At 37.0% G+C, this 13,456-nt stretch carries 14 protein-coding genes and 1 pseudogene; 14 read left to right on the top strand and 1 reads right to left on the bottom strand.

Annotated features, from left to right (window positions below; translation table 11 throughout):
* Positions 1 to 36: 36 nt before the first annotated feature.
* The 7 genes and pseudogenes from WAX74_RS03415 (at position 37) to hxlA (ending at position 5,724) form a co-directional block, all read left to right on the top strand.
* Entirely contained in the window at positions 37 to 1,035 is a 999-nt protein-coding gene (locus WAX74_RS03415; protein WP_336496259.1) for a TRAP transporter substrate-binding protein, read from the top strand.
* A gap of 71 nt (positions 1,036 to 1,106) precedes the next feature.
* Positions 1,107 to 1,595 (top strand): TRAP transporter small permease, encoded by a 489-nt coding sequence (locus WAX74_RS03410; RefSeq protein WP_336496258.1) that lies wholly within the window; start codon positions 1,107 to 1,109, stop codon positions 1,593 to 1,595.
* Entirely contained in the window at positions 1,592 to 2,866 is a 1,275-nt protein-coding gene (locus WAX74_RS03405; protein WP_336496728.1) for a TRAP transporter large permease, read from the top strand. The genes WAX74_RS03410 and WAX74_RS03405 overlap by 4 nt, the downstream gene beginning before the upstream one ends.
* Before the next feature lie 11 nt (positions 2,867 to 2,877).
* The gene (locus WAX74_RS03400; protein ID WP_336496257.1) at positions 2,878 to 3,897 is read left to right on the top strand and encodes a zinc-binding alcohol dehydrogenase family protein; all 1,020 of its coding nucleotides are present in this window, start codon (positions 2,878 to 2,880) and stop codon (positions 3,895 to 3,897) included.
* A gap of 9 nt (positions 3,898 to 3,906) precedes the next feature.
* A pseudogene (locus tag WAX74_RS03395) lies at positions 3,907 to 4,231 on the top strand (mannonate dehydratase); the annotation flags it as partial.
* A 9-nt stretch (positions 4,232 to 4,240) separates the two neighbouring features.
* Positions 4,241 to 5,077 carry an SDR family oxidoreductase gene (locus WAX74_RS03390; protein WP_336496256.1) on the top strand — a complete coding sequence of 279 codons (837 nt, stop codon included), beginning with the start codon at positions 4,241 to 4,243 and terminating at the stop codon, positions 5,075 to 5,077.
* Positions 5,077 to 5,724, top strand: a complete 648-nt coding sequence (gene hxlA / locus WAX74_RS03385) for a 3-hexulose-6-phosphate synthase (protein ID WP_336496255.1) — start codon at positions 5,077 to 5,079, stop codon at positions 5,722 to 5,724. The genes WAX74_RS03390 and hxlA overlap by 1 nt, the downstream gene beginning before the upstream one ends.
* 114 nt (positions 5,725 to 5,838) lie before the next feature.
* Here hxlA and WAX74_RS03380 read toward each other — a convergent pair whose 3' ends face one another.
* Positions 5,839 to 6,648 carry an alpha/beta fold hydrolase gene (locus WAX74_RS03380; RefSeq protein ID WP_336496254.1) on the bottom strand — a complete coding sequence of 270 codons (810 nt, stop codon included), beginning with the start codon at positions 6,646 to 6,648 and terminating at the stop codon, positions 5,839 to 5,841.
* Between the two features lie 258 nt (positions 6,649 to 6,906).
* On the opposite strand from WAX74_RS03380, the gene WAX74_RS03375 reads away from it, so the two are divergent.
* From WAX74_RS03375 to WAX74_RS03345, 7 genes are all read left to right on the top strand, one after another.
* Positions 6,907 to 7,647: a gluconate 2-dehydrogenase subunit 3 family protein gene (locus WAX74_RS03375; protein WP_336496253.1), complete on the top strand. Its 741-nt coding sequence runs from the start codon at positions 6,907 to 6,909 to the stop codon at positions 7,645 to 7,647.
* A gap of 25 nt (positions 7,648 to 7,672) precedes the next feature.
* A complete protein-coding gene (locus WAX74_RS03370; RefSeq protein WP_336496252.1) occupies positions 7,673 to 9,385 on the top strand; it encodes a GMC family oxidoreductase in 1,713 nt (570 codons plus the stop codon).
* Positions 9,386 to 9,618: 233 nt separating this feature from the next.
* Positions 9,619 to 10,161: a peroxiredoxin gene (locus WAX74_RS03365; RefSeq protein WP_336496251.1), complete on the top strand. Its 543-nt coding sequence runs from the start codon at positions 9,619 to 9,621 to the stop codon at positions 10,159 to 10,161.
* A 107-nt stretch (positions 10,162 to 10,268) separates the two neighbouring features.
* A complete protein-coding gene (locus WAX74_RS03360) occupies positions 10,269 to 10,724 on the top strand; it encodes a TlpA family protein disulfide reductase (RefSeq protein WP_336496250.1) in 456 nt (151 codons plus the stop codon).
* A 234-nt stretch (positions 10,725 to 10,958) separates the two neighbouring features.
* Positions 10,959 to 11,417: a nucleoside deaminase gene (locus tag WAX74_RS03355; RefSeq protein WP_336496249.1), complete on the top strand. Its 459-nt coding sequence runs from the start codon at positions 10,959 to 10,961 to the stop codon at positions 11,415 to 11,417.
* A 99-nt stretch (positions 11,418 to 11,516) separates the two neighbouring features.
* On the top strand, positions 11,517 to 12,218 hold the full coding sequence (locus WAX74_RS03350) for a gamma-glutamyl-gamma-aminobutyrate hydrolase family protein (protein WP_336496248.1): 702 nt from the start codon (positions 11,517 to 11,519) through the stop codon (positions 12,216 to 12,218).
* 154 nt (positions 12,219 to 12,372) lie between these two features.
* The gene (locus WAX74_RS03345; RefSeq protein WP_336496247.1) at positions 12,373 to 13,371 is read left to right on the top strand and encodes a M23 family metallopeptidase; all 999 of its coding nucleotides are present in this window, start codon (positions 12,373 to 12,375) and stop codon (positions 13,369 to 13,371) included.
* Positions 13,372 to 13,456: the final 85 nt, after the last annotated feature.

Genomic DNA, 13,456 nt, shown 5'->3' with positions numbered 1-13,456 from the left:
GAAATAAAAAATATAAATAGAAAAGGGGAAATAAAAATGAAAAAAATAAAGTTATTTTCTGGTATTTTAGCAGCTACACTTTTATTATCGGCATGTAGTTCTGATGGAGGAAGCACAAGCAATTCAAATGAAGAAGTAATTAAATGGAAGTTTGGTCACCTAGCTGATGAAAATCATATTTGGCATAAAACAGCAGAAGAATTTGCAAGATTAGTAGATGAAAAAACAGATGGTCAAATTCAAATCACGATTTTCCCTAATAACTCACTTGGTGGAGAAACAGATACAATTAACGCGATAGAAGCAGGTACAGCGGATATGGTAATTTCAGGAGAAACAATGCAAAACTGGGCCCCAAAAGCCGCATTAATGGCAGTTCCGTATGCTTTCCGTGATTTAGGACACGTGAAATCAGTAGTCGAAGGTGAAATTGGAGACGAAATTGAAGCAGAGATTAAAGAAAAAGTAAAATTAACACCTCTATACTACCATACACGTGCACCACGAAATTTAACTTCGAAAGAGAAGATTGAAACTCCAGCTGACTTAAAGGGGTTTAGTATGCGTGTACCTAACGTGCCATTGTTCCTTAAAGTATGGGAAGCTGCTGGGGCTAAGCCACAAGTTATGGACTTTAACGAAGTATTTACAGGGTTACAGCAAGGAGTTATTGATGGTCAAGAAAATCCAGTTGATTTAATTCAAAGTGGTGGTCTATATGAAGTGCAAGATTTTGTTAACCGTACAGAACATGTTTATTCTTGGATTTATGTATTAGTAGGAAACAAGCAGTTTGAAGCATTAAATGAAGAGCAACAAAAAGCAGTTTTAGAAGCTTCAGAAGAAGCACAAAAGTTCGGTGATGATTTATATGAAGAAACAATTGAAAGTGTTGAAGCAGATTTAAAAGAAAAAGGAATGGAATTTGTTGATGTTGATCAAGATGCTTTCCGCGAAATCATGTTACCAGCAATTAAATCAACTCTTGCTCCAGAACAGTTTGAAATGTACGAGAAAATATTAAACACTAAGTAAAAATTTGTAAAGGCACCTCTGATGATTATCGTCAGCTGTGCCTTTCTTGAAAAATGGAAAGGAGTTGTACTATGGCTAAATTAATAGAGCGTGTATTAGGAATAATCACTGTTCTAAGTTTTGCAGGTGTAATTATAACAGTAACAATTCAAATTTTGTCAAGATACTTACCATATACAGCAATATGGACAGAGGAGTTAACTCGTTATTTCTTCTTATATGCTATTTGTTTCGGAGCACCACTTGCATTATTAAGAAATGAGTTTATAAATGTAGATTTAATTTTAAACAAGATGACCAGTTCTTTCCGTCGTTACTATGAAATTGTGATTTATGCAGCAATTTTATTATTAAGTGTAGTAATGATTAAGGAAGGATACAGGTTTATGATAATTGGACATAATCAAACATCCGCTACTATGCCATTTCAAATGTCATTTGTTCATGCATCAATTTTTATAATGTCTATATTTTTAGTTATTTACTCAATTGTAAAAATTGTTGACTTAGTAAGGCATGAACAAGATTATAGTCAAAACTTTGGAGGTGAAGATTTATAATGGCCTTATTACTATTTCTGTCCTTTATCGCACTTATTTTTCTAGGAGTTCCTGTAGCGTTTAGTCTTGGTCTTTCCTCTTTGTTTTACTTGTTTCTAAATGATATTCCACTAACAATCATTCCGCAGAAAATGTTTGGTGGATTGAATTCCTTCGTTTTATTATGTATACCAGGTTTTATATTAGCGGGTAACTTAATGAACGCAGGTGGGATTACTGATCGTATTATTCATTTTGCGAATAATTTTATTGGTCATATTCGAGGTGGTCTAGGTTTAGCTAATGTTGGCTCATCAATGGGATTTGCAGGTATATCAGGTACAGCTTTAGCCGATGTGTCAAGTATTGGCGCAATATTAATACCTGCAATGAAAAAGGAAGGATATGGAGCTGGTTTTTCAGCTGCTGTAACAGCATCATCTTCAACCGTAGGACCAATTATACCTCCATCTTTACCAATGATTATAGTAGGTACGCTTGCATCCGTTTCCATTGGAGACTTATTTTTAGCTGGTGCTTTACCTGGAGTATTACTAGGATTAGGTTTAATGATTCCTACATATATAATTTCAGTAAAACGTAATTATCCAAAGGGTGAACGTAAATCATTAAAACAGATTGGAAAAAGTTTTACAGGTGCATTTTGGGCATTATTTATGACGGTTATCATTTTGTTCGGAATCTTGGGTGGATATTTTACTCCAACAGAAGCTTCAATTATTGCAGTTTTATATGCATTTGTTGTAGGAATCTTTATCTACAAAGAACTACCAATTAAAAAAATCCCATCAATTATGCTAGATTCTATGACTAGTACTGCTTCTATTATGTTATTAGTAGGATTTGCAAATCTATTTGGTTGGATTATGGTAAGTGAACAAATTCCCCAATTAGTAGCGGATGTAATCTTAGGAATTTCTAATAATCCAATTATCGTTATTTTATTAATAAATATTTTGTTGTTATTTGTAGGTACTTTTATGGAAACAATTGCAGCATTAGTAATACTGTTCCCAGTTTTATTACCAGTTGCAGTTAATATTGGAATGGATCCTGTCCATTTTGGTGTCATGATGGTACTTAATTTGGTGATTGGATTAATTACACCTCCAGTAGGTGTTTGTTTATTCGTTGCTTCTCAAATTGGAAAAGTTTCGATAGGGAAAACTACTAGGGAGCTACTACCATTTTTAGGTGTTAGTTTGATAGTTTTATTACTTGTTGCTTATGTACCACAAATAACGCTATTTTTACCAAGTCTATTTAAGTAGGTGAATGACTAATGAAAGCTGTGTTAATACAAAAAGCATTCAATTTAGAGTTAGTTGATATTATAAAGCCACAAATTAAGACTCCTACGGATGTACTTGTGAAAGTTAAGAGAGTAGGGATTTGTGGATCTGATATGCATATTTATCATGGAACAAATCCACTTGCAACATATCCAAGAGTTGTTGGACATGAAGTTACAGGGGAAGTTGTAGAAGTAGGGCAAGATATAGTTAGTGTTCAAATAGGGGACCATATAGTTGTGGAACCAATCCGGTCTTGCGGAACATGCTACGCATGTCGAAAAGGAAGACCTAATGTTTGTAAGGAACTCTCCGTTTTTGGAGTTCATGAAGACGGAGGTATGCAAGAGTATATTGTTTTACCAGTGAACCAATTACATGTAGTGAAATCAAATATAGATTGGGACGAGGCAGTATTGGCGGAGCCGTATACTATTGGAGCCCAAGCAGTTTGGCGTGGAGGCATAACAGAAGGAGATACCGTTTTAATTCAAGGTTGTGGACCAATAGGAATTTGTATATTAAAAATGGCTAAACTTCACGGTGCGAAAGTATTAATGACGGATTTAAATTTCGAACGTTTGCAATTCGCTAAAGAAAATGGTGCTGATTTCGTTATTGACGCTGGAAAAGAGTCAGTTGTTGAAAAAGTATTTGAATTAACAGATGGAGAAGGTGCTAATGTTGTGATTGATGCTGTTTGTTTGCCATCTACTTTTGAATTGAGCGTGCAAGCTGCTTCGGTTGCAGGGACAATTGTTGTTCTTGGTTTTGATGAAAGACCTTCCTCAATTCCACAATTACCAATTACAAAAAAAGAGCTGACAATTGTGGGGTCACGTCTTCAAACAAAACAATTTAGTAAAGTTGTCGCTCTATTAAATGATGCAAAGTTAACACATGATGGATTAATTACTCATCAATTCTCAATTAATGATGTGCAGGAAGCTTTCAAGTTTGTGGAAGATAATCCTGATAAGGTTAGAAAAGCAGTTATTGTATTCGAGTAAGGAGATTTGAATGGTTTAACGTTTTGTACTGCTCCTTAGGTGCAATTCCATTAAATAATATGGTAAGTCTAGAATCTAAATATGCACAATATTCACCTTTTGCACATATCCGAAATGTAAAGATATTCGATAATGGAGACTTCATTGAAACTTCTCACTACACTTCGGATGGAACGTTAAGGAATTAGCAACCATTAGACATGAAAGTTATGTTCGACCAGACCACGGACGTCAATGGGGAGAAGAGTGCCGTCCAGGATATGGATTATATGATAGGGCATTTGGAATTATGTATCTCCACGGCTTGTGGGATGCTTTTATAGCTAGTAAATAGGAGGTAAGTATGAAACCCATACATGAAAATCTGTCTGGAAAAGTTGCAGTTATAACAGGTGGAAGCGGAGTACTTTGCTCACGAATGGCAATAGAATTATCGAGGCATGGTGTAAAAGTAGCTATATTGAATCGAACGGAAGAAAAAGGGAAAAGTATAGCAGATCAAATTATTGCAAATGGGGGTGAAGCGCTCGCTGTTGTAGCGAATGTACTTGATCGTATTTCATTAGAAAACGCAAGGGATATGATCATTGAAAAGTTTGGTCGTGTTGATATTCTTTTAAATGGAGCTGGAGGGAATCATCAAGATGCAATAACTTCCGAAGAAACATTTGGTGGAGAAAATGTGAAAAAGTCATTTTTTGATTTGGAGGAAAATGGGTTTTATCAAGTCTTTGCATCTAATTTTACTGGCTCTTTTTTAGCTAGCCAAGTGTTTGGTAGTGATTTGTTGAAACATAAATCAGCTGTCATATTGAATATTTCTTCAATGAGTTCATATTCTCCTATGACTAAGGTTCCTGCCTATAGTGCAGCTAAAGCTTCTATTAACAACTTCACTATGTGGATGGCGGTTCATTTTGCAGAAACTGGATTACGGGTAAATGCAATTGCACCAGGATTCTTTTTAACTACTCAAAATCGTGAACTATTAATGAATGAAGATGGAACTTATACTTCAAGATCTGAAAAGATTTTAACAAATACACCAATGAAAAGATTCGGAACACCCGATGATTTACTTGGAACGATGCTTTGGTTAGTGGATGATACTTATTCAGGGTTTGTAACCGGTATTACGGTACCGATAGACGGCGGATTTATGGCATATTCCGGAGTATAATGAAGAAATTCAAAATACAGTTAGCACTTGATAGAATGACTATAGATGAGTCAATTAAACTAATAAAACAAACAAAAGATTATGTTGATTGGATTGAAATTGGAACTAGTATAATTAAGGATTATGGAATGAGTGCTTTACGAGAAATTAGAGGTCATTTTCCAAAAAGTGTGATAGTTGCTGATATGAAAACATGTGATGCAGGAATTTACGAATGCTTGCAGGCTTTTGGTGCCGGTGCAAATATCACAACGGTTATGGGCTTTGCAACAAATAAAACAATTGAACAATCTTTAAAAGTAGCAGCTGAAAAACATGGGGAGGTCATGATCGACTTGCTTGGAATTGAAGATTCTATTCGAGTGAGGGAAATTTACTCGCTTGGTGCACGGCTATTTTGTCTTCATGTAGGCAAGGATATGCAGAAAAGCGGGGAAGTTGCTTCTTATTCTCTTTTTAATCTTGTTGAAGGTTTAGAGAATATACAGGTTGCAGTTGCAGGTGGTATTAACTTAGAAACAGCACCAGAACTTATAAAGGCAGGAGCTGATTTATTAGTTGTTGGTGGCTATTTAACAAATAGTAAGTTTCCAAAAGAGAGTGCAAAAAAACTTGCTCAATTGAATCAGAATACATTCGATAGTTAGTAGTATAGGTAATTTACATACTTAGTTATAACAAAGATTAATCGACATTTGCATTGTAAATAAAATAAGCTGCTTCAGTGTTATATGCTGAGCAGCAGCTATTTTATTTTCCTTTCATCCTATAAACCTCACAAGCTCCTGATTAAACTTTTCTACTTCGCAATAAAACAATCCGTGCCCGCTATATTCAAAAGGAATTAATACAGAGTTACTAATACCTTGATGCAATAACTCTCCTAAAACAAAAGGACATATTTTATCATGTTTACCGTGCAAAATAGCGGTCGGTACTTGAATGAAAGGTAAATCATTGCGCAAGTCTTCATCTCGGAGAGAAACCAAACATTTTGCTGTTGCGTTTCCAGACGCCATTAATCCAAGTCCATGGAACCAGTCGATAAAGTCTTTTGTCACATAACGAGCGAAAAAGATATCTCCAAAGCCACTTAACATATTCGGTCGATCGGCGTAAGTTTCTTCTATTAATTTATTGACTTCTTCGGCCGTTATTCCGTATGGGTAATCGGAGCGTCTTGTGAAAACAGGTGCTGCAGCTCCAATTAATGCAAGTTTAGCTACTTTATGTCCACCATGAAGTGCCATATATCGAATCGAAATGGCACCACCCATCGAATGCCCCGCTAGCGTAATTTCCTCTAAACCTAAAGTATCAATTACGATACGAATATCATTCGCCATACGATCGTACGAATAGCTCTCCCAAGGTTTGCTCGATTTACCGAAACCTCTCAAGTCGACTCCAATGCACCGATACCCCATAGCAGGAAGCTGATTGAACTGATATTCAAACATCTGATGATTTGCCGGCCAACCGTGGATGAACAAAATTGTTTTGCTTCCTGTCGGATTAACATCCTCCACATATACATTCACACCTTTTTCCACTCTGATGTAATACCCCATATAGTTCCTCCCTTACACAGCAGCTTTACTATTGTATGGGAAATTTGGGGGAGATATTCGAGATCTTCTTTCTACTGATTTGTTAAGGGGTGTTACTGGTGCCAGGCACCAGTAACACCCCTGTAACAATTCATAACTTCAGTGAGTAGTAAATAATTCAAGAAATATTTAGCTTGGATGATTGAGTTTGGTTAGATTTGTCAATGCTTTGGTATAGAAGAAAAATTCCAAATCAATATTTTTAAGGAGACTATGAGTATGTCAGAAGGAAAGAAAAACATTACAAGAAGAGACTTTTTAAAAACGACAGGTGTTGCTACTGGGGCTTTAATCGGTGGGGGGATCATCGGAGGATTAGTTGGATTTAATATGGATAAGACTGACCAAGGTGTGTCCAATGTAGGAAAGGAAAATCATGCAATGCCTACACCTCGCGGAATGCAATTCTTTCAAAATACTCGTGATTTTGAAGTGCTCTCTAATGCGACGGAGCGTATTTTTCCTAAAGATGATTTAGGACCAGGGGCAATTGAGTTAGGTGTACCTTATTTTATTGACCATCAATTGGCAGGGCAGTATGGAAGTAATTCGAGGGAATATATGCACGGCCCATTTGCAGTGGGAGCGGCTACGCAAGGGTATCAAAGTCGTTTGACACGAGGGGCAATTTTTAGACAAGGAATTACATTGTTAGAAGCTGAGGCGAATAAAAGATTTGACACAGGGTTTTCTAGTTTAGAAGGTGAGCAAATGGATGAAATTTTAACTGCTTTTCAAAATGATGAAATCCCAATGGCCGGAACAACGTCAGCATTCTTCTTTCGTTTGTTAAGGTCTGCTACTTTGGAAGGTGCTTATTCAGATCCTATGTACGGTGGAAATAATAACATGGATGCTTGGAGAATGAAGGAATTTCCTGGTCATCAGATGGCCTATATTAATTTAATTGAAGATGAAAAATTCCAAAAAATTGAGCCAATGTCACTTGGCGAAATGTAGAGAATGAGAAGAGGGGTATAATTTTATGGCTACGAACTTACCAAAAGTAGATGTTATTGTAGTTGGTTTAGGTTGGACGGGTGGCATAATTGCTGCCGAATGTGCTAAAGCCGGATTAAAAGTGATTGGTTTAGAGCGAGGCCGATCACGAGGGACTGAAGATTATCTAAGGATTCATGACGAATATCGTTATGCCCTTCGTTATGAATTAATGCAAGACTTATCAAAAGAGACAATCACCATTCGGAATAATCGAAAGATGCCTGCATTACCTATGCGCCAATTAAGTTCTTTTTTACTTGGTGAAGGGCTAGGTGGATCTGGAACGCACTGGAATGGACATACATGGAGATTTTATCCTTATGATTTCCAAATTAAAACGATGACCGACCAAAAGTATGGTCCAAATAAATTATCTAAAGAATATCTTCTTCAAGACTGGGGTGTAACTTACGATGAATTAGAGCCGTATTTTTATAAGTATGAACAAACAGCTGGGATTTCTGGGGAAGATAAAAATCCTTTTTGGGGAAAAAGAGCTCAACAGTTTCCAACTCCACCTATGAAGAAGACACCAATATTGAAGAAGTTTGAAGGAGCAACTCAAAAACTTGGTTATACTCCTTTTATGTTACCTTCTGCAAATCTTTCGGAAGCTTATACTAATCCAGATGGTGAAGTTATTAATGCTTGTCAATATTGTGGTTTCTGTGAAAGATTCGGTTGTGAGTATGGTGCTAAGACGTCACCTGAAATAACAGTTATTCCTACTGCTAGAAAGACAGGAAACTTTGAAGAGAGGTTTCATGCCAATGTAGTGGAAGTAATTAAAAATGGAAATAAAGTATCCGGTGTTAAATATATTGATACTCAGTCTGGTGAAGAATTTATTCAACCAGCAGAAGTAGTCGTGTTGGCAAGTTATGTGATGAACAATGCTAAACTTCTAATGGTTTCTAAAATTGGAGAACAATATGATCCTGATACGGGAAGAGGAACACTTGGGAAAAACTATTGCTACCAAATACTTCCTGGAGCTACTGGTTATTTTGATGAACAGATGAATGTTTTCATGGGTGCAGGAGCACTTGGTATGACGATCGATGATTTCAACGGGGATAACTTTGACCATAGTGATTTAGACTTTATACACGGCGGCAGTATTTCTATCACACAGACGGGGTATAGACCTATTGAAACAAACCCGATACAAAGTGATACACCTACATGGGGCCCAGAATTTAAAAAGAATTCTATCTATAATTACACTCGTACATTAGGAATTGGTGGACAAGGCGCATCCATGCCTCATAAAGAGAACTACCTTTCATTAGACGGTAATTATAAGGATGCTTATGGCGTACCACTTCTTCAAATGACGTATAATTTTACGGATCAGGACCGAGCTCTGCATAAACATTTATCAGAGGTATGCTCCAATATTATGAAGGAAATGGGTGCTAAAACGGTAGATATTAAAAAACCTATTACAGACTACGATATAGTAGGTTACCAAACAACGCATAATACAGGTGGAACAATTATGGGAAGTAGTCCAGATAATAGTGTAGTGAATTCTTATCTACAGCATTGGGATGCTGAGAATTTATTTGTAGTTGGTGCAGGAAACTTCCCTCATAATGGTGGTTATAATCCGACAGGAACGGTAGCAGCTTTAGCCTATAGAAGTGCGGAAGGAATTGTGAATTATAGTAAAAATGGTGGTTCACTTGTTTAATTAGGCCTAACGAGCATGATTTTATAAAAAACTTTATATTGTGACAAATTAAAATGTTATTCCCCGGGAAATACTCATGGAATAGCATTTTTCTTCTTAATTTATTCACATAGATGACAAATTATTATTCATTTCGACATAATACGAGTGCGAAAAATTGATTTGAAAGGGATATTTTGCTATCCTTTAATGCGTGAGTAAATTTATATAAAAAACACTTTGGAGGGATTTACATGGCAGAACGTATGGTAGGTAAACAAGCGCCAAAATTTACAATGGAAGCAGTAATGGCGGACAAATCTTTTGGTAAAGTAAACTTAGAAGAGATTATGAAAGAAGATAAATGGACAGTATTATTCTTTTATCCAATGGACTTTACTTTTGTTTGTCCGACTGAAATCACAGCAATGTCAGATCGTTACGATGAATTCCAAGATTTAGATGCAGAAGTTATCGGAGTTTCAACTGATACAATCCACACACATTTAGCTTGGATCAACACATCTCGTGAAGACAACGGTTTAGGTGATTTAAAATACCCACTTGCAGCAGATCACAACCAACAAGTTGCTCGTGAATATGGCGTTCTAATTGAAGAAGAAGGAGTAGCTCTTCGCGGTCTATTCATCATCAACCCAGAAGGTGAACTTCAATATCAAGTAGTAAATCACAACAACATTGGCCGTGACGTAGATGAAACACTTCGTGTATTACAAGCTCTTCAAACTGGCGGTCTTTGCCCAGCAAACTGGCGTCCAGGTCAAAAAACACTTTAATCTAAAAGCCTCTAGCGGATGTTCTATTTTTTGTATGCACAATACAAAAAAATGGACTCAAATGCGCCAAGGTGAATTTGATTAATTAAGTAACGGAGGAACTTTAAATGAAATTACGTACACCGATGCCAGAACTAGAAGGTGCTACTACATGGTTAAATGGAGAAGTATCCACTAGCGATTTAGTCGGCGAGAAACCTACATTGGTTCACTTCTGGTCAATCAGCTGTGGATTATGTAAGGAAGCAATGCCAAATGTAAACGAATTCCGTGATCAATATAAAGATGAACTAAACGTTGTTGCTGTTCATATGCCACGTTCCGAAAAAGACGTGGATTTGGATGAAATTAAAAAAGTAGCAGCGGAACACAATATTTCACAACCTATTTTTGTTGATAGCGAAATGAAGCTTACAGACACGTTTGAAAATCAATACGTACCTGCTTATTACGTTTTCGACAAAGATGGACAACTTCGTCATTTCCAAGCTGGCGGAAGCGGCATGAAAATGCTAGAAAAACGTGTAAATCGTGTATTAGATGAAATGCGTAACGCAGAATAATACTTAATATGTAAGCCAAGAACAGCGGATTTTCAAATCCGTTTTAGTTCTTGGCTTTTTTATATAGGGTTGCTTTGCAAGATTAGAAATGGTTAAGAGAAATTGATCTCGAAACTGGTTGGGATTGGTTGAGCGTTGCCATGCCATATAAATGGGAAATCTCCTTAATTATTAGGTATCGTACGCTTCTTTAATTATGTTAAAATTGCTTCAAAAGGAGGGGAGACAATCGAGATGGAGAAGTTTATGAAGAGAGCGGTGGAGCTAGCGGTCGAGAACGTGGAAAACGGAGGGCAGCCATTTGGAGCAGTGCTTGTGAAGGATGGTGAAATCGTTAGCGAGGGTGTAAATGAATTACATATCAAACATGATGTTAGTGGACACGCGGAGCTACTTGCAATTCGACGTGCCCAGGAGAAGTTGCAACTCAATGACTTGTCTGGATTTACTATGTATGCAAGTGGTATGCCTTGCCCCATGTGTTTTGCAGCAATGAACTTTGTTGGTGTGGATAAAGCGTATTATTGTGCAACGCTTGATGAGGCGAAAGCAGTGGGGCTCGATAAATCAGCAATTATCTATGAAGATTTACAGAAACCTGAAGAGAAACGTACATTTTTAATGGGACATATGAAACTTGCAGACGAAATGCAAAATCCAATGAAATTATGGAAGAAAAAAATGGATAGATGATTGTGACAATAGTATTACAGGTGCCTGGCACCAGAAATACTATTGTCATAAAGAGGGCGATGGGGTGAAAGAATCGTGGGAATGAAAAGGGGGATTTATGTGAAGCCGATTATTGGTGTTTCTTCTAGTTTGAAAGAGGAAACTCTTACTGTTTCTATGGATAATATTGAGGCGGTTGCTGCGTTTGGTGGGGTTCCGTTCGTGTTGCCTAATCAAGTTGGGGATGCAATTGATTCTATTGTTGAAAAGATTGATGGGTTACTTTTGACAGGAGGCGGGGATATTGACCCGACTTTGTTTGGGGAAGAGCCTTATAATGGTCTTGGAAGTATCACTCCTGAAAGAGATGCTTTTGAAATAGCTATTATTGAAAAAATGCTTACATTAGATAAGCCGATATTAGGGATTTGTCGAGGTGCTCAAATTTTAAATATTGCGGTTGGTGGAGATATGTACCAGGATATTTATTCTCAAACGGAGAAAAAGCTTTTGCAGCATGATCAAAAAGCACCTCGTTGGCACGCATCTCATTTTGTACAGGTTACAAAGGGTTCTTTGTTACATGAAATTACGCAATCAGAAGGGTTTAAAGTAAATAGCTTTCACCATCAGGCGAATCGGATGGTACCCACTGGTTTTGAGGTTAGCGCTGTTTCGAGTGATGGGATTGTGGAGGCATTTGAAAGTAAAAGTCACAAGTTTGTCCTGGGGGTTCAATGGCATCCTGAGTATTTATTATTGAAAAATGAGACTACATCTGCTGCAATTTTTAGAGCATTTATAGAAGCTTGTGTTAAATAATTTGAAGGAAAACGACTGTTTTATGGAGCAGTCGTTTTTATTTTGCTCGGAAATGTCATAAATATTTATTTGTAGGAAAGGTAAAATTTATTATTCATGATTGTGTTTTAATTGGGGAAGATAGATGGAGTATTAAAAAAGGAGGTTTTTGCGAATGCTGCGTTTAATTACTCTCATAAGCTCCCTAAGTGCATTTCTCTTTCTTTATTCCTCCGAAGTTATGGCTGCTGAAGAGCCAACTCGAGAACAAATTTTGGAAATGCGAATGGATTACTATATAAAGTACTCGAGTGTAACGTTGCCATGGTACTATTTAGCAGCAGTTGACCAATACGAACGGAATATCCAACAAGTTAGGAACGACATTCCTACACGAGAGGGTGTCGTGGCAATTCAATTTTCGGATGATTATTGGACGGGCATCCTTAATCCTGAAATGAATGATATAGACATAACCTCCATCGTTTTATTTGACGGAAATGGGGCGGATGGAAATAAAGACGGATACGCGGATCGTAATAATGACGATGATGTGATGTATGCGATGTCTGAATATTTGAGTAGATATGGACCAACAGAAAAAGATTTCAAACGAGCATTAAAGGATTATTATCATAAAGATGAAACCATTAGGCAAATTTTGACGATTGCAAAGATCTATAAAGAGTTTGAAACGATCAATTTAGATAAAAATGCTTTTCCTTTGGCACTTCAACATAATTATAGTTATCGTAGCACATGGGGTGACAGAAGAGGATGGGGTGGCCGAAGAATGCATGAAGGTACCGACTTGTTTGCATCTCATGGTGTTCCAGTGAAATCAACTACGTATGGAATGGTGGAAACGATGGGCTGGAATGATTATGGTGGCTGGCGTATCGGTATTCGTGACATGCATAACAATTATCATTATTATGCACACTTGGCTAATTATAATAAAGGGATTAAGGAAGGCGACATCCTTGAACCAGGAACGGTGATTGGATTCGTAGGAAGTACTGGATACGGGAAAAAGTGGACATCTGGAAAATTCCCTCCACATTTACATTATGGAATTTATAAATATAACGGACGAATTGAATGGGCGTATGATCCATTTCCATCACTGAAACGCTGGGAACAAGAAGAACGAAAAGCTAAAAAAAGCAAATAAGAAAGCTCAAAGATGGTTTTGTTACAGGGTTGTTTGTGTTGGGGGGGGGCCCGAGAAAAACCGAAAAAAAATTATTAAAATGAAG

Origin of the sequence: Psychrobacillus mangrovi (assembly GCF_037104765.1) — a bacterium.
GTDB lineage: Bacteria > Bacillota > Bacilli > Bacillales_A > Planococcaceae > Psychrobacillus > Psychrobacillus mangrovi.
Note: the sequence above shows the minus strand (reverse complement) of the source record. Positions and strands in the feature narration are given on the sequence as shown.